The organism is Pseudomonas sp. EpS/L25 (assembly GCF_001512295.1).
GTDB lineage: Bacteria > Pseudomonadota > Gammaproteobacteria > Pseudomonadales > Pseudomonadaceae > Chryseomonas.
In genome coordinates this window covers 400,811-420,466 of the sequence record NZ_LNUP01000002.1, presented here as the reverse complement: position 1 = coordinate 420,466, position 19,656 = coordinate 400,811, and the positions used below count along the sequence as shown (strand labels likewise).

The window sequence follows — 19,656 nt, the reverse complement described above, 5'->3', positions numbered from 1 at the left end:
AAGATGTCGAACGCACCGCGCCTCACCGCACTCATGCTCGGCCTGGGACTGGCCGCCACCGTCACCTTCGCCGCGGCGCAGGACGCCGATCCGGCGCGTGTTTACGTCGACGCCCTGCTGGCGAAGATGACCCTGGAAGAGAAGATCGGCCAGCTCAACCTGGTGAGCGTGGGCCCGGACTACCCCAAGGAAGCCATCATGGCGGACATCCGCGCCGGCAAGGTGGGCGCCATGTTCAACACCGTGACCCGTCCCGACATCCGCCAGATGCAGGACCAGGTCGCCCACAGCCGGCTGAAGATCCCGCTGTTCTACGCCTATGACGTCATCCACGGCATGCGCACCATCTTCCCCATCAACCTGGGCCTGGCCAGCACCTGGAATCTCGACGCCATCGCCACCAGCGCGCGTATCTCGGCCATCGAGGCGGCCGCCGACGGCCTCGACCTGACCTTTTCCCCCACCGTCGACGTGACCCGCGAACCGCGTTGGGGCCGTGCCTCGGAGACCTTCGGCGAGGACACCTGGCTGACCTCGCGCATCGGCGCCACCCTGGTGCACGCCTATCAAGGCAACGACCTGCGCGCCCCCGACAGCCTCATGGCCAGCATCAAGCACTTCGGCGGCTACGGCGCCGTGGAAGCCGGGCGCGACTACAGCAACGTCGACATGAGTCCGCAGCGCCTCATGCAGGACTACCTGCCACCCTATCGCGCCGCCGCCGAGGCCGGTGCCGGGGCGGTGATGGTGGCGCTGAACAGCATCAACGGTGTCCCGGCCACGGCCAACCGCTGGCTGCTGCAGGACCTGCTGCGCAAGGACTGGAACTACAAGGGCCTGCTGATCAGCGACCACGGCGCCATCAACGAACTGGTGCTGCACGGCGTGGCCAAGGACACCCGCGACGCCGCCGAGCAGGCGCTCAAGGCCGGCGTCGAGCTGAACATGCACGACGACGTCTACGGCAAGCAGCTGCCCGCGCTGCTGGCCGCCGGCAAGGTGACCCAGGCCGAGGTCGACCAGGCCGTGCGCGACATGTTGCTGACCAAGTACCGCCTGGGCCTGTTCGACGATCCCTATCGCCGGCTGCAGGGCCAGGACCCGGTCGACACCAACGCCGAATCGCGGCTGCACCGCGCCGAGGCGCGCCAGGTGGCCCGCGAGAGCCTGGTGCTGCTGAAGAACGAGAAGGCCGTGCTACCGCTGCGCAAGGGCGCCACCCTGGCGGTGGTCGGTCCGTTGGCCGACAGCCAGCGCGACGTCATGGGCAACTGGTCCGCCGCCGGCGTGGCCGCCCAGGCCGTTTCCATCCGCCGCGGCCTGGAGAACGCCGTGGCCGGCCAGGGCAGGGTGCTCTATGCCAAGGGCGCCAACCTGCTGGCCGACCGCGACGTGCTGGCCTACCTCAACTCCTACGAGCCCGCGGTCGCCGTGGACACTCGCAGCGCCGGCGAGATGATCGCCGAGGCGGTGGCCGCCGCGCGCCAGGCCGACGTGGTGGTGGCCGTGGTCGGCGAGTCCCAGGGCATGGCTCACGAGGCTTCCAGTCGCGCGCGCATCAGCGTGCCCGACACCCAGCGCGAGCTGATCAAGGCGCTCAAGGCCACCGGCAAGCCGCTGGTGCTGGTCTTGATGAACGGCCGCCCGCTAGCCCTGGAGTGGGAACAGGAGCAGGCCGACGCCCTGCTGGAAGCCTGGTTCCCCGGCACCGAGGGCGGCAACGCCGTGGCCGATGTCCTGTTCGGCGACCACAATCCCTCGGGCAAGCTGACCATGACCTTCCCCCGCGAAGTGGGCCAGGTGCCGCTGTACTACAACCACCTGAGCAGCGGCCGGCCCTTCGACGCGGCCAAGCCGAACAAGTACACCTCGCGCTACTTCGACATCGTCAACGGCCCGCTCTACCCCTTCGGCTACGGCCTGAGCTACACCACCTTCGACGTCTCGGCGCCGCAACTGTCCAGTGCCACCCTGAAGAAGGGCGACACCCTCACCGCCAAGGTCAAGGTGCAGAACACCGGCGACCGCGCCGGCGCCACCGTCGTGCAGCTCTATCTGCACGACGTGACCGCCTCCCTGGCGCGTCCGGTCAAGGAACTCAAGGGCTTCCAGAAGGTGATGCTGCAACCCGGCGAGAGCCGCGAGCTGGAATTCCCCATCACCGAGACGGACCTGCGCTTCTACAACAACGACCTCAAGCTGGTCTCGGAGCCGGGCGAATTCAAGGTGATGGTCGGTCTGGATTCGGAGCGGGTGCGTGAGGGAAGCTTCACGCTGTTGTAGCGGCAGGCCCAGCGCTTTTCCCCCTCTCCCTCAGGGAGAGGGCCGGGGTGAGGGATGGGCAAACACCGCTACCTTGTCCCCTTAGACTCATCTCCTCCATCCGAACCCCAGTGCCTCAGATGGAAAACGCTGCGCGGTTTTCCATGCTACGGGCCCACCTGACGCCTCCTCTCCTCATCGGAGAGGGCCGGGGTGAGGGAGACCCCACTCAAGGATCCAAGATGCCGACCCTGACCCTCGCCGCTGCCCAATCCGCCTCGGTCGCCGGGGACCTCGCCGCCAACCTGCGCATCCACCTGGGCTTCATCGCCGCGGCAGCGGCGGCCGGGGTGGATCTGCTGCTGTTTCCCGAGCTGTCGCTGACCGGCTACGAACCCAGCCTGGCCGAGGCGCTGACGCTGGACCCGGCCGACGCCCGCCTGCAACCCCTGCGCGACGCCTGCCGCGCGGCGGGGCTCACGGCCATCGTCGGCGCCCCCGTGCGCAGCCCCGCCGGCCTGCATATCGGCGCCTTGATCCTGGGCGCCGATGGCGGCTGCCAGGTACACACCAAGCAGTATCTGCATCCGGGCGAGGCGCCGCCCTTCTCGGCCGGCACCGGCGGCAGCCCGTTGCCGGTGAACGGCGTGAGCTGCGCCCTGGCCATCTGCGCCGACAGCAATCACCGCGCCCACGCCGAGGCAGCCAGGGCCCAGGGCGCCGACGTCTACCTGGTCTCGGCGGTGATCGGGCCGACGGGCTATCCGGCCGACAGCGCCCGCCTGGCGGCGCACGCCCGCGAGCTGGGGTTGCCGGTACTTCTGGCCAATCATCATGCCCCGACCGGTGGCTACGCCTGCGTGGGGCGCAGCGCCTTCTGGCTGGCTGACGGCCAGTGCCTGGTGGCGGCGCCGGATGCCGGTGATCTGCTGCTGATTGTTCGTCTGGAGGGGGCGGATTGGCACAGCGAGCAGCGCGCCCTGGCCCGCTGAATCCCACCTGCACCGAGCGGTACGCGACCTGCCCGCCGGGTCACGGCGCGACCGCTTTGGGCCAAGGATATCCCGTCGCGCCTGCGGCTAAAGGTCACTCTTTTTAAGCCGATAAGCCTCTAACATCCTCGTTTCAGACCATCGTAAAGGATGCTTCTCGCAGCGTGGACGACGCTGTATCTGAAGGAGCGACACCATGGCCCTGGCCACCATCCGGACGCGTTACACCCTGATCTTCCTCGGCTTCATCGGCGCGACCGTGCTCGCCACCATCGTCGGCATCCGCCTCTGGGTCACCCCGGACCTGATCGCCGCGGGCGAGTCCGCCGTGCTGACGCGGGTCAATGAGATAGGGACGCGCATCTATCGCGAACTCAACCAGATCCAGGCCCAGCAGCGTGCCATCACCGAGACGGTCCCGCTGCTGGACAGCGCCACCATCGACAAGGTCCTGCCCGGCCTGGTGAACCAGTACGGCGACGCCAAGGTGTTCGGCGGCGGCATCTGGCCGCTGCCCAATCAGCGCGAGCAGGGCCGCGACAAGTTCAGCACCTTCTACCACCGCGATGCCAGCGGCAAGCTGATCGTCAATACCCATTGGAACTCGGCCGAGTCGCTCAACTACTGGGAACAGCCCTGGTTCCAGGCCGGTCTCAAGGCCACCGCCGGCCAGTGCGTCTGGGCCGCCGCCTACAAGGACGCCGCCAGCGCCCAGCCGCGCACCAACTGCGCCATGGCCATCCAGCGCGATGGCAAGGCCTACGGCGTGTCCACCATCGACCTCACCCTGGGCTTCTTCAACCCGCTGGTGGATGGGCTGCGCAAGGAGCTCGACGACACCGACATGATGATCGTCGAGGCCGATGGCAAGATCCTCAGCAACCTCACCGAGCTGGGCGATTCGCAGGTCCTGAACAACGTCTCGGCCTACGCCGCCCGTTCGCCCTTCGTCGCCGCCATCCAGCAGAATCTCGGCAAGCTGCGCGGCGATGCCCTGGTCCGGGACGCCTACATCGACGAGCATGGCACCCCGCACACCTTCTTCCTGCAACCCCTGGCCGGTACGCCCTGGCTGTTGGCCACGGCGCTGCCGACCGCCCTGCTGGGCGCCACCAACACCAGCATCCTCAAGACCCTGGCGGCCATCCAGCTGCCTCTGGTCCTGCTGCTGGTGGCGATCATGGTGCTGGCCCTGGGCAAGCTGATGGGCCGCCTGGGCGTATTGCAGCGCAACATCGAATCGCTGTCCGCCGGCGACGCCGACCTGACCCCCGCGTGCCGGTGAACGGCAAGGACGAAGTGGATGCGGTGGCCAGTGCGGTGAATGGCTTCATCGCCTACCTGCAGCGGCTGATCGGTGAGGTCGGCGACGCCACCGATCGCATCGATACCGGCCTCAAGCAGCTCCATGGCCAGGCCCAGCAGAACGGGGCCATCCTCGCGCGCCATGCCAGCGAGACCGACCAGGCGGTGACCGCCATCACCGAGATGAGCGCCACCTCCGATTCCGTGGCGCGTAGCGCCGGCGATACCGCCGCCCTTACCCAGTCCGCCACCGGTCAAGCCGAGCGTTCCCGCGCCGTGGTGCAGCAGGCGTCCACCAGCGTGCTGGCCCTGGTCGAGCAGGTGGAAGATGCCACCCTCAAGGTGCAGGCCATGCAAACCGATGCCCAACGCATCAATGACGTACTCGGCGTGATCGGCGAAATCGCCGGTCAGACCAACCTGCTGGCGCTCAACGCGGCCATCGAGGCGGCGCGCGCCGGCGAGCAGGGCCGTGGCTTCGCGGTGGTGGCCGACGAGGTCCGCGCCCTGGCCGGTCGTACCCAGCAGAGCACTGCCGAGATCAACGAGATGCTCAACCGGCTGCAGCAAGGGGTGAGTTCCGCCGTAGCAGCCATGGAAGTGACCAAGGCCAGCTGCCAGAGCACCGCCGAGCGGACCCGTGAGGTCACCAGCGGCCTGGACGAGATGACCGGTTCGGTGGTGCGCATCAGCGATCTCTCGACCCAGATCGCCGCGGCCGCCGAGGAGCAGAGCGCGGTGGCCGGCGAGATCAACCAGAACATGGTCGCCGTGCGCCATATCGTCGACGACCTGGTCACCAGCGGCCAGCGTACCGCGGAGAGTACCGCGGCGGTGCAGTCCTCCAACGAACAGCTGATCGCCGTGGTACGCCGCTTCCGGGTGAAGTAACCCACCCTCCGCAACACGAGAAAGCCGGGCGTTGCGCCCGGCTTTCCTATTTCAGCCCACCAGATGCAGGAAGTGCATATGGCGCTCGTACTGGTCGAGGATGTCGCCGATGACGTCCTCCCGCGACCAGCCCATGACGTCATGGTCCTGACCGCCCTCGCGCAGGTGCACCTGGGCGCGGAAGTACTTGCGCTCTTCCCCCGGTTCGCTGCCCATGACGAAACTGGGCATGGCGTAGGCGTGGGGGCGTACCTCGTAGACGAACTCCGGCTGCTCGGCTGGCCCGACGTACAGCCGCACCCCGCCATCGTCACGGTCTTCCACGCCGCACTCGTAACCCTGCTTGCGCCATTCCTCGGCCACCGCCAGGCACGCCGGCTTGGCCACCTCGCCGATGAAGCGCACCACGTGGCTGCGTCGCGGGAACATGGCCAGACCGCGCAGCCGACGCTGCCAGCCACCGGGCGATCTCATGGTCGGTGGCGAGATGCTCAGCGCCTGATGACGAAGACCGCGCTTGGTGGCATCCAGCTTCAAGGCCTTGAGCAGGCCGTGCATGCTGAACAACAGGGCGATGGTGAACGGCAGGGCGCTGGCGATGGTGGCGGTCTGTAGCGCCTTGAGGCCACCGGCCAAGAGCAATGCGATGGCCACCAGACCCATGCTGGATGCCCAGAACACCCGCTGCCAGACCGGCGTCTGGTCCTGGCCGCCCGAGGCCAGCATGTCCACGACCATGGCGCCCGAGTCGGCGGAGGTGACAAAGAACACCACCACCATGACGATGGCCACCATGGAGATCACGCTGTGCAACGGGAAGTGTTCCAGGAAGGCGAACAGCGCCAGGGAGCTGTCCTTGTTTACCGCGGCGGCGAGATCGGTAAGGCCATCGGTGAGGATCATGTGGATCGCCGTGTTGCCGAACACCGTCATCCACAGCAGGGTGAACCCGGCCGGCACCAGCAGTACGCCGGAGACGAATTCGCGGATGGTCCGCCCGCGGGAGATGCGCGCGATGAACAGCCCGACGAAGGGCGACCAGGCCAGCCACCAGCCCCAGTAGAACAGCGTCCAGCCGCCGATCCAGTCGGTGGGTTGGTAGGCATTGAGGTTGAGGGTGCGGCTGACGATCTCGCTCAGGTAACCGCCGGTGTTCTGCACGAAGGTCTGCAGGATCAGCACGGTCGGGCCGAGCACGATCACCGAGACCATCAGCAACAGCGCCAACCCCAGGTTCAGCTCGGATAGACGGCGGACGCCCTTGTCCAGACCGGTCGCCACCGATAGGGTAGCCAAGGCGGTGGTCACGATGATCAGGCTGATCTGCACCGGCACCGAGATGGGCACACCGAACAGCGCATTGAGTCCGGTATTGATCTGGGCCACGCCAAAGCCAAGGGATGTCGCGACCCCCAGCACGGTACCGATGATGGCGAAGATGTCCACCGCATGGCCGATGGGGCCATGGATGCGTTCCCCGATCAATGGATAGAGCGCCGATCTCAGGGTCAGTGGCAGGCCATGTCGATAGCTGAAATAGGCCAGGATCAGCGCGACGATGGCGTAGATGGCCCAGGCGTGCAGCCCCCAGTGGAAAAAGGTGATGCGCATGGCCTCGCGCGCGGCGTCCACCGTCTGGCCGTCGGCATAGGGCGGATTGAGGAAGTGCATCACCGGCTCGGCGACGCCGAAGAACATCAGGCCGATGCCCATGCCGGCGGAAAACAGCATGGCGAACCAGGTGGTGTTGGCGTAGTCCGGCTCGCTGTGGTCCGGGCCCAGCTTGATGTCGCCGTAGCGGCTGATGCCGAGGAAGACCACGGTGCCGAGGATGATGGCCACGGCGAGGATGTAGAACCAGCTGAGGTTGGTGATGATCCAGCCCTGGATGGCGGCGAACAACCACTGGGCGTTGGCCTGGAACAGGCTGGCGTAGAGCACCAGCGCCAAGAGCAGCAGGGTCGAGGTCCAGAACACGGGGGGACTGAAGGTGGGACGGGCGGCGGATTCTCCCTGGCCGGTCATGAAAAGGGCTCCTGTTCGTTAAGTGCGCACAGGTGGACTGCTCTCGGCCGTGATCGTTTCGCTGGCGACGCCGATTGAACGGTGCCCGTCGTTCCGCACCAACCGCCCGAGCAGCTGGTGCTAATCCCGGAGCGGCGCCTTCGCGCCAGAGAAGCCGGGGGCTGCGGCCAAGCCACGCAACCAGCGCGCCGGGGCGATGCCGAAGGCCTGGCGGAAATGTCTGGTCATATGACTCTGGTCATAGAAGCCCGCCGCCACTGCCGCCTGGGCCAAGTCCATACCCAGGCGCACCTGCAGCCGGACCCGGTCGAGCCGGCGCAGGGTCAGGTAGCGGTGCGGACTGGTGCCGAAGTAGGCGCGGAAGTCGCGACTCAGGCTCCAGCGATCGCGTCCGGCACAGCGAGCCAGGTCGTCGAGGGTGACGGGCTGGTCGAGGTGGTCCTCCAGGTATTCGCGGGCCTGCAGGGCAGCAGCGAAGTCCACCCGCCCTCGGCTCGGCCAGGCCTGGCACACCTCGGCCAGGGTGCTCACCAGGTCGAACAGCGCCGCGTCGCGCCCCAGGGCATCGGGGCGTTCATCCAGGACGGCGAATACCGCGTCGGTAGCCCGGGCCAGGCGTGGGTCCAGGGAGACACCCTCGCGATGGAAGGGCAAGGGCCGCCCGCCGAGGACGTCTTGCACCAGCGCCGGTGGCACATAGAGCATGCGGTAGCGAAAGCCGCAGGCGGCGCCGGCGCGGCCGTCATGGACCTCATCCGGGTGGAAGACCATGGTCTCGCCCGGCAGGCTGTGGGTCTGGGCACCACGATAGGAAAAGCTCTGTACCCCGGCCAGGGTGCGGCCGATGGCATAGGTGGCGTGGCGATGCGGGTCGAAGGCGTGACCGCTGAAGAAGGCCTCGATGGATTCCAGCTCGGCGAACGCCGGGGCGTGGCGCACCCAGTCCGTGGCATGGGGCAGCTCGGTCTTGGTACCCATGGCATCTCCCTGTCGGCCTCAGTCTAGCAGACCGCGCCAGGCATCGTGGAACAACAACAGGGCGCAGCCGACCAGGCTCAGCCCCAGCAGCCGATTCACCCAGCGCAGCCCGCGCCCCCGCACCAGGTAGCGTCCCAGTCCGGCGCCGAGCAGGGCATAACCGGCCGGCGCACCACAGGCCGCCGCGGCCAGCGGCACCGAGCAGAGGGCGATCTTCATCCCGGTTATCTGGGCCGCCGGGAACATCACCGTGGCGATGGGCAGCACCGCCAGCCAGCCCTTGGGATTGAGCCCCTGGATCAGCAGGCCACGGGTGAAGGTCAGGCGCTCCACCGATTCGCCCCGCCCTTCCGCGGCCGGGGGTGGGGCCTGGGCGATGCGATACCCCAGGTAGAGACTGTAGCCGCCACCGAGCAGCGCAAGCCAGGGCAGCAGCGCCCCGGAGATCAGCGCCGCGCCGGCATAGCCGAGCGCCAGGAACATCAGCAGCATGGCGCAGCCTACCCCGGCATAGAAACCCAGGGCCCGCCGAGCCTGGCCGCGCAGGCCGGCATCGAGGCCCAGGGCGTTGACCGGGCCAGGGCTGTACATGACGCTCAAGGCATAGAGAAAGATTTCCACAGGGCACCTGCCAGCAGTCGAAAGGAGTGCCCAGGCTAGCCAAGGGCCCCGGCCCTGGCTTGTACGTTCGTGGCTCCACTGCCTTGAGAGTCATCGTATGACTCGGCAGAATCGCGCTTCAGCCCCTGCCGTGGAGACCGTCCTTGTCCAGCGATGCTCGCAGTGCCCCGCCCTGGCGTGGCCGACCGGACGGCAAGCCGCCGACCCTGAAGGACGTGGCTCGCCTGGCCGGGGTCTCGCCGATCACCGTCTCGCGTACCCTCAACCAGCCGGAGATCGTTCGGCCGGCGCTGCGCGAAAAGGTCTTTCGCGCGGTGCGCGAGAGCGGCTACCAACCGGCCATGCTCACCACCGGCGCCGCGCCCCAGATGTCAGCCTGCCGCCACCGGCCACCCCGGCACTGGGTCGCCAGGGCCTGGCCCGCCTGCTCGACGCCGGCGTCCGCCCCGAGGTGGTGGTCTGCAGCTCCGACACCCTCGCCCATGGGGTGCTTGCCGAAGCCCATGCCCGCGGCCTGCGGGTACCGGGGGAACTGGCCGTGATGGGCTTCGGCAACCTGGCCAGCGCCGCCCATCTGATCCCGGCGCTGAGCACCGTGGACGTGCGCGGCGCCGCGATGGGCGCCCAGGCCGCGGAGGCCCTGCTCGCCCGGCTGGCAGGCGCGGAAACCCAGCTGCGAAGGGATACCGGCTTCGAGCTGGTCATGCGCGAGAGCACGCGCTGACGCTTGAATGATTGCGTAATCAGCTTAGCGTCCTCCTGCAGGTGCCGGCCTCGCCGCCGGTCTTGCCCGCAGAAAAGGACAATAACAATGCGCAATCCCACCGCCCCGTCACGGCGTACCCACGTCCGCTATCTCGTCCTGGCGATGATCTTCCTGGTCACGGTGTTCAACTACGTCGACCGCGCCACCCTGTCCATCGCCGCACCGGCCATGCGCCACGACCTCGGCTTCGACGCCGTGGCCATGGGCCTGGCCTTCTCGGCCTTCGGCTGGGCCTATACCGCCATGCAGATTCCCGGCGGCATCGTGCTCGATCGCTTCGGCTCGCGGTTGGTGCTGGGCGCCAGCCTGATCCTCTGGTCGGCGCTGACCTTCCTGCAGGGCTACGTCGAATTCTTCTCCTCGGCGCTGCTGGCGCTGTTCGTGCTGCGCTTTCTGATGGGCGTGGCCGAGTCGCCCGCCTTTCCGGCCAACAACCGCCTCACGGTGATGTGGTTCCCGCGCCAGGAACGCGGCCTGGCCACCGCCATCTTCCAGTCGGCGCAGTACTTCGCCCTGGCGGTGTTCACCCCGCTGATGGTGATCCTGCTCAGCCAGTTCGGCTGGGAGCACGTGTTCTTCTGGACCGGCGGCGCCGGCCTCCTCATCGGCCTGCTGTGGTTCGCCACCGTACAGGAGCCCCGGCACGACAGGCGCGTCAGCCAGAGCGAGCTGGACCATATCGAGGCCGGCGGTGGCCTGCCCGATCTGGGCGACACCCGGGCGCCCTTCAGTTGGCGCACCTTCAAGGCCATCAGCGGCAACCGCATGATGCTCGGCATCTACCTGGGCCAGTTCTGCCTCACCACCATCACCTGGTTCTTTCTCACCTGGTTTCCCACCTACCTGGTCGAGGCCAAGGGGCTGACGATGCTCAAGGTCGGCCTGATCGCCGCCATCCCACCGGTGGCCGGCTGCCTGGGCGGAGTCCTCGGCGGACTATGCTCGGACGGCATGCTGCGCCGTGGCTACAGCCTCACCGCCGCGCGCAAGACACCGATCATCGTCGGCCTGCTGCTCTCCAGCAGCATCGTGGTGGCCAACTACACCCAGTCCATCGCCCTGGTCACCCTGGTGATGTCCATCGCCTTCTTCGCCAAGGGGGTAGGCAACCTCGGCTGGTGCATCGTCGGCGACGTCTCGCCCAAGCGCGCCATGGGCGTGAGCGGCGCCCTCTTCAACTTCTGCGGCAACCTCGCCAGCATCGTCACCCCGCTGGCCATCGGCCTGATGATCAACCAGCTCGGCTCCTTCGACGTGGCCCTCACCTACGTCGCCGCCATGGGCCTGCTCGGCGCCTTCTCCTACCTGGTCATCGTCGGCCCGCTCAAGCGCCTGGACCTCGGCGAACTCAACGACGAGCCGCCCGCCCCCGCCGACGCCGCCCTGACCGCCACCCGTCCCTGATCCCTCACCCCGGAGACTCCCGCCATGACCGACACCTCCCACAGCGCCGACCAGGACCGCATCGCCTGGGTCCGCCTGGCATCCGTGTTCCTGCCGCTGGCCACCCCCATCAGCGACGCCAAGGTGCTCACCGGCCGGCAGAAGCCGATGACCGAGATCGCCATCCTCTTCGTCGAGATCGAGACCCGCGACGGCCAGCGCGGCCTGGGCTTCAGCTATTCCAAGCGCGCCGGTGGCCCCGGCCAGTTCGCCCACGCCCATGAAATTGCCCCGGTGCTGCTCGACGAGAATCCCAGCGACATCCAGAAGCTCTGGACCAAGCTCTGCTGGGCCGGCGCCTCGGTGGGGCGCAGCGGCCTCGCCACCCAGGCCATCGGCGCCTTCGACGTGGCCCTCTGGGACCTCAAGGCCCGTCGCGCCAACCTCTCACTGGCGCGCCTGCTGGGCGCCCAGCGCGACTCGGTGCGCTGCTACAACACCTCCGGCGGCTTCCTGCACACGCCGCTGGAGCAGTTGCTGGTGAACACCGACCTCTCCCGGGAAAAAGGCATCGGCGGCATCAAGCTCAAGGTCGGCCAGCCCGACTGCGCCCTGGACCTGGAACGCGTCGCCCGCGTGCGCCGCCACTTGGGCGACAGCTTCCCGCTGATGGTCGACGCCAACCAGCAATGGGACAGACCCACCGCCCAGCGGATGTGCCGGCGCTTCGAGGAATTCAACCTGATCTGGATCGAGGAGCCGCTGGACTGCTACGACGCCGAAGGTCACGCCGCCCTGGCCGCGGCCTTCGACCCCCCCATCGCCACTGGCGAGATGCTGACCAGCATCGCCGAGCACCAGGAATTCATCCGCCTGCGCGGTGCCGACTTCCTGATGCCCGACGCGCCTCGGGTCGGTGGCATTACCCCCTTCCTCAAGGTGGCCGCCCTGGCCGAGCAGGCCGGCGTGATGCTGGCACCGCACTTCGCCATGGAGTTGCACGTTCACCTGGCCGCCACCTATCCCACCGAGCCCTGGGTGGAACACTTCGAGTGGCTGGAGCCGCTGTTCAACGAACGCCTGGAAACCCGTGACGGGCGAATGCAGGTGCCGACCCGTCCGGGGCTCGGGCTATCCCTGAGCGAGCGGGTGCCCGGCTGGACGGCGCAGGAAGCGGAATTCGGCCGCCGCGCCTGACGTCCGCTCTGGCACTCGAACTCCGCCCGGGTGTGGCACTCTATCCAGGCCAAGGCCTGGAAGAGAAACCCATGTTCGGATCGCTGCGCAGTCGCCTGCTGGCCGTGTTGCTGTTGCTCGGCGGCATGGCCGTCGGGGTCGGCTGGCTGATGGTCTTGCTGTTGCGGCAATCGGAAAGCGCCCAGCTCGGCCAGGCCAGGGTGGAAGCCGAGCAGGCCTGCCAGGCCATCGCCAGCAGCTATCGCTTCTACAGCAACGGCTGGTCCGGCCCCAGCGCCGGGCTGAATGATCCGGCGTTGCGCCAGGGCCTTACAGGCGTGGCCGCCACCGCCCTGCTGCGCTATCGCGGCATGGCCGGCGGCCTCTGGCAGGAGCAGGCCGGCCCCCTGGCCGAAGCCAGTGCCTTCGAACTGTCCAGCGCCGAGCGCCAGCGCCTGTCCAGTCTCATCGCGGCGACCCTCGCCGACGCGCGCAGCCTGACCGACCGCCTCAGCAGCGGCGGCACCACCACCCTGCTCGCCGCCTGCCCGCTGCCCGGCCCGATCGCCGATCTCGCCGCCTGGACTCTGACCCGCCTGACCTTCGCCGAGAGCAGTGGTCAGCGCCAACTCAAGCTGGGCCTGGGCCTGCTACTGCTGGCCATGCTGGCGACCACCCTGCTGCTCGGCCGCCTGACCTGGCAGTGGTCGCGCCATGTCGCGCGGGTCGAGCGCGATCTCGCCGCCAATGCCAGCCACGACCTGCCCACCCTGGCCCTCACCGGCGAACGGGAACTCGACCGGGTGCTGGCCGCGCTCAACCAGGCCGGCCAGCGCCTGGCCCAGGCACGCGACGAGGCCCAGCGGCTGACCACCCAGGTCCACGCCAGCGAGCGGCTGGCCGCCCTGGGCCGAGTGGCCGCTGGGGTCGCCCACGAGATCCGCAATCCCCTGGCCGCCATGCGCCTCAAGGCCGAGAACGCCCTGGCCGGCGATAGCAGCCGTCAGCAGCGTGCCCTGGACGCCATCCTCACGCAGATCACCCGGCTGGACGTCCTGCTGCGGCGCCTGCTCGACCTCACCCAGCCGCCGCAGCTACAGCCGACCACCGTGGAACTACCGGCTTTCTGCCACGAAGTCCTGGCCGGTCATGAAGACCATGCCGGCCAGCGCGGCCTCCGTCTGACCGCCCAGGTGGCGGTCGAACAGGGCTATTTCGACCGCGACGCCCTGGCCCGCGCCCTGGACAACCTGCTGCTCAACGCCCTCCAGGCCGCCCCGGCGGGCAGCGAGATCCGCCTCGACGCCAGCCGGCGCGGCGACTGGCTGTTACTGGCGGTGGAGGACGAGGGCCAGGGCCCACCCGCCGATCTGCGCGCCCAGCTGTTCGAACCCTTCGTCACCGGTCGCCCCGAGGGCACCGGCCTGGGTCTGGCCCTGGTCCGCGAGACCGCACGCGCCCACGGCGGCGAGGCGCGCCTGGCCGAACAACCCGCCCCCACCCGCTTCGAGATCCTGCTGCCATGCCAACCCTGCTAATCATCGACGACGACGCCGGCCTGCGCGACGCCTTGGCGGAAACCGCCGCGGACCAGGGCTACCGGGTGCTCCAGGCCGACCAGGGCGAAGCCGGCTTGGCCCTGCTGCAACGGGAGACGGTGGCCGCCGTGCTGCTCGACCTGCGCATGCCCGGGCTGGATGGCCTGGAGGTGCTGGCGCGCATCCGCGCCCTCCCCGAGCCGCCGCCGGTGACGGTGCTCACCGCCTTCGCCAGCGCCGGCAACACCATCGAAGCCATGCGCCTGGGCGCCTTCGACCATCTCACCAAACCCATCGGCCGCGAGGAATTGATCCGGGTGCTGGCCGGCATGACCGCCCAGCGCGGCCCGGCCAGTGCGCCACCGGCGGAGGTCGAGGGCCATACCCTGGTGGGCGGCAGCGACGCCCTGCGCCAGGTGCAGAAGGCCATTGGCCGCCTGGTGGACAGCGAGGCCACGGTGCTGGTCACCGGCGAGACCGGCACCGGCAAGGAGCTGGTAGCCCGCGCCATCCACGAGCACGGCAAGAGACACGGCGCGCCCTTCGTGGCGGTCAACTGCGCGGCCATCCCGCCGGACCTGCTGGAGAGCGAACTCTTCGGCCATGTGCGCGGCGCCTTCAGCGGGGCCACCGCCAATCGCCTCGGCGCCTTTCGCGAAGCCCAGGGCGGCACTCTCTTTCTCGACGAGATCGGCGACATGCCACTGCCGATGCAAGCCAAGATCCTGCGTGCCCTGCAGGAGCGCGAGGTGACCCCGGTGGGTGGCGCGCCGGTGCGCCTGGACGTGCGCCTGGTGGCCGCCACCCACCGCGACCTGGCCCAGCGCGTCGCCAGCGGCGACTTCCGCGAGGACCTCTTCTATCGCCTGCACGTGGTGCCCATCCACCTGCCCGCCCTGCGCGAGCGTCGTGCCGACATCCTGCCCCTGGCCGAACACTTCCTCGCCCCCAGCGGCCGGGTGCTGGCGGACGATGCCGCCGCCTTGCTGCTGCGCCACCCCTGGCCGGGCAACGTACGGGAATTGCGCAACGCCATCCAGCGCGCCGCGACCCTGGCCCAGGGCGAGCGCATCGTCGCCGCCGACCTGGCCTTCCTGCAGGGCGAGGCACCGGATGAGTTAGCCATCGACACCAGCTGGCCGGAGGAGACCCTGGCCGAAGCCACCGCGCGCCTGGAACGCCTGCTGATCGAGCGCGCCCTGCGGCGCAGCGGCGGCAATCGCGCCGAAGCGGCCCGCCGCCTGGGCATCCATCGCCAGCTGCTCTATACCAAGCTGAGTCGGCTGGGCCTGGGTGTCGGTGCAGACGACAGCCCCGCCTAGGCTGTCCGCTTTGCCGACAGGCCTGTCCGCCAGCCGGACGCAATGCCTGGCCCGAATGGCCGCCTAAAATCGCAAGCTATTGATTTATATATAAAATAAAACCTGGCACAGGCCCTGCAATAGCCTGATCGTCAACCACCGCAGGAGTCATCCATGCCTACCAAGACCCAAACCCTCGTGATCGGGACCTTCGCCCTGCTGTCCGTCAGCGGCCTCGTCCTGGCACAGACCGCACCCGCCGGCAGCAGCGCCACCACCACCGCGGCCAGCGCCCAGATTCCCACCCAGCAGGGCCAGCTCAAGCAATTCCTGCTCAATCCCCGCGGCGATATCGACGGCCTGATCCTGGCCGACGGCACCGAGGTCAATACCCCGCCGCACCTGTCCGAGCAGCTGGCCGCCACCTTCAAACCGGGTGACAGCGTCAACGTCGCCGGCCTGCGCGCCGCCAGCCTGCCGCTGGTCCAGGCGGTGTCCCTGACCAATGTCCAGACCGGCAAGACGGTCACCGATGAAGGCCCGGATCGCGTGGGCGGTCGCCGTCCGCCAGCGCCCCCGGCACCTGGCGCCGAACGCGATGGCGACAGTCTCCAGGGCCAGATCGTCCAGCTGCTGCACGGTCCCCGTGGCGACGTGAACGGCGCCCTGCTGCAGGACGGTACCGCCCTGCGCCTGCCGCCCCATGAAGCCCTGCGCCTGCAGGCCCTGCTCAAGCCGGGTCAGAACGTGGCCGTGCGCGGCGAGCTGGTGGCCAATGCCCAGGGGCGTGCCTTCCGGGTCAGCGCCCTCGGCGCCGACGCCAACTCGCTGCAGACCCTGGACACCCCGCCGCCCCCGCGTGGTCCCGGTCGAGCGATCCCACATCAACGCTTTCTGGCTTTCGGTGTAGTAGATCCGAGGTCTTTGTTTCATCTGCAACACCCTCCTGCTTACGCAGGATTTAGTGTGTTGCGTTCACCGGTTGAATCCACAGTCGATAGCGGTCGTTTTCGAGACGCTGCTTCCCGACTGATTACCTTCTCTTTTTGAAGATTTTTCCAGCTACCAGCCATCTAGTGCGACAAGCGGTGTGTAGTCGTTGAGCTATAGACAAAAGAAACCCCCGCCGAAGCGGGGGATGTCATCAGACTCTTCTATTGGCAGCGTCGTAAACCTCGTCATCACGTCTGGCCCCTACACATAGGACCAGTATGATTTCCGTGCCTTCGATCCTGTAAACGATGCGTACATCACCGGTCCTGATCCTGCGATGTCCTGCGAGGGCACCACGGAGCGGCTTGCCAATTTTTTCAGGTTCACCTTCAGCGATTCGCTCCCGGATGACTTTCAGTACCCTTTTCGCCTCAGCTTTGCCTAGCTGGACGAGATCTTGCTCGACATCAGGGTGAAACCGAACGCTCCATTTCATCAGCCTTTGCCTATTCGAAGCGAGCCTCCATGTCCTCAAGGCTCACTGTCTTCTGTTTGTCCAAGGTGGAAAGGCGCTCAATGGCAAGACGCTCAGTACGAAGGTCTTCAAGTTCGTCCTGCAGAGCTTGGTAGGCCTCTACGCCTACCAACACTGCAGCTGGCTCGTTGTCCTTAAAAATCACCAGGTGAGTGACCTCACCACTGGTGACTTCTTTCAATTTCGCGCTAAAGCCTCGAACCATTGCTGTAGCGGACACCGCCTGTTCAGCCCGGTCTAGGAGTGCACTCATGCGCTGTGGCCTCAATTCATCAATTAGCAGTAGGTAGGTGTGATCGTCTGAGTCAGTTCGGTTTTCGTGTCGGTGCGATCAAAGTATTTAGCTTAGTCATAGGTATGGCACGCGCAGGTCAATGATACACAAAATTGTGCGTAAGAAAATACAGTTTTTTGATCGTGGCCTGATGCGTATGAGGAAGCGCTTGTAGCTGCTCGATCAGACTAGCGAGGGAGGGCCCCTCCAAGGAGGGGCGAAATTTCATCCACTCACCAGCTGTCTAGCCAACGCCATCTCAACCGAATCACCATCCTGGTTCAGCGCATCGAGCCCTGACTCCGGAACGTCTCCCGACGTGCTCTGAGCCACCGCGATCTTCTTGGCCATCAGCTGCAGGCAGGTGATCTGCGAGCTACCGGCATAGCCGAAGAACAGCACCCGTACCGCCTGCTTCTGCCCGATCCGCCACGACCGGCGCGCGGCCTGCTGCAGGGTGTAGACGTTGTAGCCCGTCTGCAGGAAGACGATGGTCGGGAAGTCCAGCAGATCCAGACCTGTCTTCACCAGCTCCGGGTTGGTGATCAGCACGTCGACGCCACGGTCGACCTGGTCGAGGATCCAATCCTCGCGCCGGGCCGTTTCCACCGAGGCACGCAGGACCGCCACCTTCAGACCGGCCTGCTCGAGCAAGCGCTTGAGCCGACTGGTCGTGTCCCGGGTGCCGCTGTAGACGGTGTAGGCCAGCACCTTGCGGCTCAGCGCCTTCTCCTGACGGCACAGCTCGATCAGCGCCTCCTCCTTGGGGCTCGCCTGGTCTTCGTCGAAGATCGCGTCGACCCTGGCCAAGGTGTCCCGGGTCCAAGGGTGTTTCACCACCTCCGGCCGAAAACAGCAGTCCGGCCAGGCCAGCAGCACATTGAGCACCACCCCAAGTAGCGTGGTGTCTCGCCGTGCCAGAGCCTGGCGGAGCTCCGCGGTCAGTTTGCTGGCCAGCTGCCGATAGGCCGCTTCCTGGTGCGCCTCCATCGGGATGTCGACGAACTCCTCCTGGTACGCCGGCAGCACATTGCCGCCGATGTCCTTGAGCTTGAGGAACACGGTAAAGGGCAGCACGAAGCGATGGATGCCTTTGGGGCCGAAGCCTGGGGCCTTCACCGTCCGTACCGATAGCTTCTTGCCCCGTGCGGTCTTGTGCGATTGGCTGTCGCGCTCGGTGTAGATGTCCTTGAGCACGCCGTGGTCGCGCATGAACGACATGGCCGCAGGGGCCAGGCTGCCGCGCGCGTTCGGTCGGTAGCCGTCCTCGATCATGCGCCGGGAGAGGATCCGGAACAGGAGGTAGAACAGGTCGTCGGCGTAGCCGCCCATGAGTGTGCCGGTCAGCAGCAGCGTTTTGCGCGCTTTCGCTGCCAGCACCCCCATTGCCTGGCCCTGCGCCGAACCGCTGTTCTTGTACTCGTGTCCCTCGTCCACCACCAGCAGGTCGAAGTAGCCGTCCGGGAGGTAGCGCTTGATGAACTCGGTCGGTTGGTAGCCGCCCTCGCCGAAGCCGAACTCCAGGTTGGCCATCGCCCGCTCCATGCGCTTGGCCTGGCGGTCGCTGAAGACGAAGTTGCCCTTGGCGTCCATCAGATTGATGAACTCGTGGACGTTGTCAGCCAGCATCGTGGCGAGAAACTCTTCGCCGAAGTCCGTCACCAACTTCTCGGCCCGGATGGGGCCGATGGTGGGTATGCGGCACATCGACTTGAGGATCACGCTGCGTCTGTCACCACTCGCGGCCTTGCCCGGGCGCATCAGCGTCCAGAGGGGCGCCTTGCACTTCGGACAATGTCGGCGCCGTTCCTCGCGCTGGAAGTCCTCCAGGGTGAGGGAGTTGCCTTCCTCGTCCTCGAGCACGCGACCACAGTCCGTACAGCAGGCCAGTCTCCGTCCGCCGGCGGCGCGGCGCGTACCGCACGCCAGCCGCCAGTGAAAGCCCATCCGCATCCGCACGCGGCCCAGGATGAAGAACTCCTGACGACCATCGTACGGCTCGCCGAGGGCCTGGCGGAGCTTGAGCAGCTTCACCAGGGTGTCAGGCCCGTTGAGTACCCAGACGCGCGCGCCCGGGACGGTTTCCAGGATCTCGCGCCGCCACTTGTAGATCAGGTGGGGCGGCGAGACGACCAGGGTGCGGCGGTAGCCTTCCGCGTGGAGTACAGCTGCCACGGCGATGGCCATCATGGTTTTCCCGGTCCCCATCTCGGCGTTGATGATGCCGGCCTGTTCGCCGCGGTCGAGCAGCAGCGCGGCGATCGCCTGGACGACATCGACTTGAGCAGGGAACGGAGTGCGTTTGAGATCCGCCATCACGGCCTGGCGTCCGGGATGAGCAGCGCCGGCATAGACCGGTGGGTTGGAGCGGTTGAGGGAGTCGAGCAGACCCTCGCCGAACTCGGCGATGAAGTCGGTCAGGCTGACGGTGGTGAGCAGGGCCGGTTGGCCAGCGTTGAGGTCGGTCATGTGGATCTCCTGAAATGAGAAACGGGCACGGCCGACCCCGGATGGGTATCGGCGTACCCAGTGGGGTTAATGGTTGAGCAAAAGGTGAAATTGCAGGTCTGAAGCGGCGAAGGCGCAGTGAGTCTATGAAGTATCAGTGCCGAGGGTTTGGCTAATGACGATCCATCTCGATTTGATCTTGAGCGTGCTGGCCGCAGGAAATATCAG

General features: G+C 67.2%; 17 protein-coding genes. 11 read left to right on the top strand and 6 right to left on the bottom strand.

Annotation, left to right across the window (positions count from 1 at the left end):
- Positions 1–3: 3 nt before the first annotated feature.
- The 4 genes from bglX to AR540_RS26335 all read left to right on the top strand — a co-directional run bounded on the left by bglX (position 4) and on the right by AR540_RS26335 (position 5,450).
- Positions 4–2,283, top strand: coding sequence for a beta-glucosidase BglX (gene bglX / locus AR540_RS03160; protein WP_059226394.1), 2,280 nt, complete (start codon positions 4–6; stop codon positions 2,281–2,283).
- Between the two features lie 221 nt (positions 2,284–2,504).
- A complete protein-coding gene (locus AR540_RS03155) occupies positions 2,505–3,254 on the top strand; it encodes a carbon-nitrogen hydrolase family protein (RefSeq protein ID WP_059226393.1) in 750 nt (249 codons plus the stop codon).
- A gap of 196 nt (positions 3,255–3,450) precedes the next feature.
- Positions 3,451–4,539, top strand: a complete 1,089-nt coding sequence (locus AR540_RS26340; protein WP_442963755.1) for a cache domain-containing protein — start codon at positions 3,451–3,453, stop codon at positions 4,537–4,539.
- 203 nt (positions 4,540–4,742) lie between these two features.
- Positions 4,743–5,450, top strand: a complete 708-nt coding sequence (locus AR540_RS26335) for a methyl-accepting chemotaxis protein (RefSeq protein ID WP_442963762.1) — start codon at positions 4,743–4,745, stop codon at positions 5,448–5,450.
- Between the two features lie 51 nt (positions 5,451–5,501).
- Here the strand turns inward: AR540_RS26335 and AR540_RS03145 are convergent, their stop codons facing one another.
- The 3 genes from AR540_RS03145 to AR540_RS03135 form a co-directional block, all read right to left on the bottom strand.
- A complete protein-coding gene (locus AR540_RS03145; protein WP_059226392.1) occupies positions 5,502–7,475 on the bottom strand; it encodes a BCCT family transporter in 1,974 nt (657 codons plus the stop codon).
- A 120-nt stretch (positions 7,476–7,595) separates the two neighbouring features.
- A complete protein-coding gene (locus AR540_RS03140; protein WP_059226391.1) occupies positions 7,596–8,453 on the bottom strand; it encodes an AraC family transcriptional regulator in 858 nt (285 codons plus the stop codon).
- Between the two features lie 18 nt (positions 8,454–8,471).
- Positions 8,472–9,074 (bottom strand): LysE family translocator, encoded by a 603-nt coding sequence (locus tag AR540_RS03135; RefSeq protein WP_059226390.1) that lies wholly within the window; start codon positions 9,072–9,074, stop codon positions 8,472–8,474.
- Between the two features lie 215 nt (positions 9,075–9,289).
- Here AR540_RS03135 and AR540_RS26330 point away from each other — a divergent pair, with 215 nt between their 5' ends.
- From AR540_RS26330 to AR540_RS03105, 7 genes are all read left to right on the top strand, one after another.
- On the top strand, positions 9,290–9,616 hold the full coding sequence (locus tag AR540_RS26330; protein WP_442963761.1) for a LacI family DNA-binding transcriptional regulator: 327 nt from the start codon (positions 9,290–9,292) through the stop codon (positions 9,614–9,616).
- The gene (locus AR540_RS25940; RefSeq protein WP_442963760.1) at positions 9,499–9,798 is read left to right on the top strand and encodes a substrate-binding domain-containing protein; all 300 of its coding nucleotides are present in this window, start codon (positions 9,499–9,501) and stop codon (positions 9,796–9,798) included. The genes AR540_RS26330 and AR540_RS25940 overlap by 118 nt, the downstream gene beginning before the upstream one ends.
- A gap of 87 nt (positions 9,799–9,885) precedes the next feature.
- Entirely contained in the window at positions 9,886–11,244 is a 1,359-nt protein-coding gene (locus tag AR540_RS03125) for an MFS transporter (RefSeq protein WP_059226388.1), read from the top strand.
- Positions 11,245–11,268: 24 nt separating this feature from the next.
- Positions 11,269–12,420, top strand: a complete 1,152-nt coding sequence (locus AR540_RS03120) for an L-talarate/galactarate dehydratase (protein WP_059226387.1) — start codon at positions 11,269–11,271, stop codon at positions 12,418–12,420.
- Between the two features lie 71 nt (positions 12,421–12,491).
- Positions 12,492–13,937, top strand: coding sequence for a sensor histidine kinase (locus AR540_RS03115; protein ID WP_059226386.1), 1,446 nt, complete (start codon positions 12,492–12,494; stop codon positions 13,935–13,937).
- Positions 13,922–15,259 (top strand): sigma-54-dependent transcriptional regulator, encoded by a 1,338-nt coding sequence (locus AR540_RS03110; RefSeq protein WP_059226385.1) that lies wholly within the window; start codon positions 13,922–13,924, stop codon positions 15,257–15,259. Before AR540_RS03115 ends, AR540_RS03110 begins: the two co-directional genes overlap by 16 nt.
- A 153-nt stretch (positions 15,260–15,412) precedes the next feature.
- Positions 15,413–16,288 carry a hypothetical protein gene (locus AR540_RS03105; protein WP_177339183.1) on the top strand — a complete coding sequence of 292 codons (876 nt, stop codon included), beginning with the start codon at positions 15,413–15,415 and terminating at the stop codon, positions 16,286–16,288.
- A gap of 94 nt (positions 16,289–16,382) precedes the next feature.
- Here AR540_RS03105 and AR540_RS24570 read toward each other — a convergent pair whose 3' ends face one another.
- From AR540_RS24570 to AR540_RS03095, 3 genes are all read right to left on the bottom strand, one after another.
- Positions 16,383–16,667, bottom strand: a complete 285-nt coding sequence (locus tag AR540_RS24570; RefSeq protein ID WP_082706894.1) for a type II toxin-antitoxin system RelE family toxin — start codon at positions 16,665–16,667, stop codon at positions 16,383–16,385.
- 10 nt (positions 16,668–16,677) lie between these two features.
- Positions 16,678–16,911: a type II toxin-antitoxin system Phd/YefM family antitoxin gene (locus tag AR540_RS03100; protein WP_160328337.1), complete on the bottom strand. Its 234-nt coding sequence runs from the start codon at positions 16,909–16,911 to the stop codon at positions 16,678–16,680.
- Positions 16,912–17,205: 294 nt separating this feature from the next.
- Positions 17,206–19,449: a DEAD/DEAH box helicase gene (locus AR540_RS03095; RefSeq protein WP_059226383.1), complete on the bottom strand. Its 2,244-nt coding sequence runs from the start codon at positions 19,447–19,449 to the stop codon at positions 17,206–17,208.
- Between the last annotated feature and the right edge of the window lie 207 nt (positions 19,450–19,656).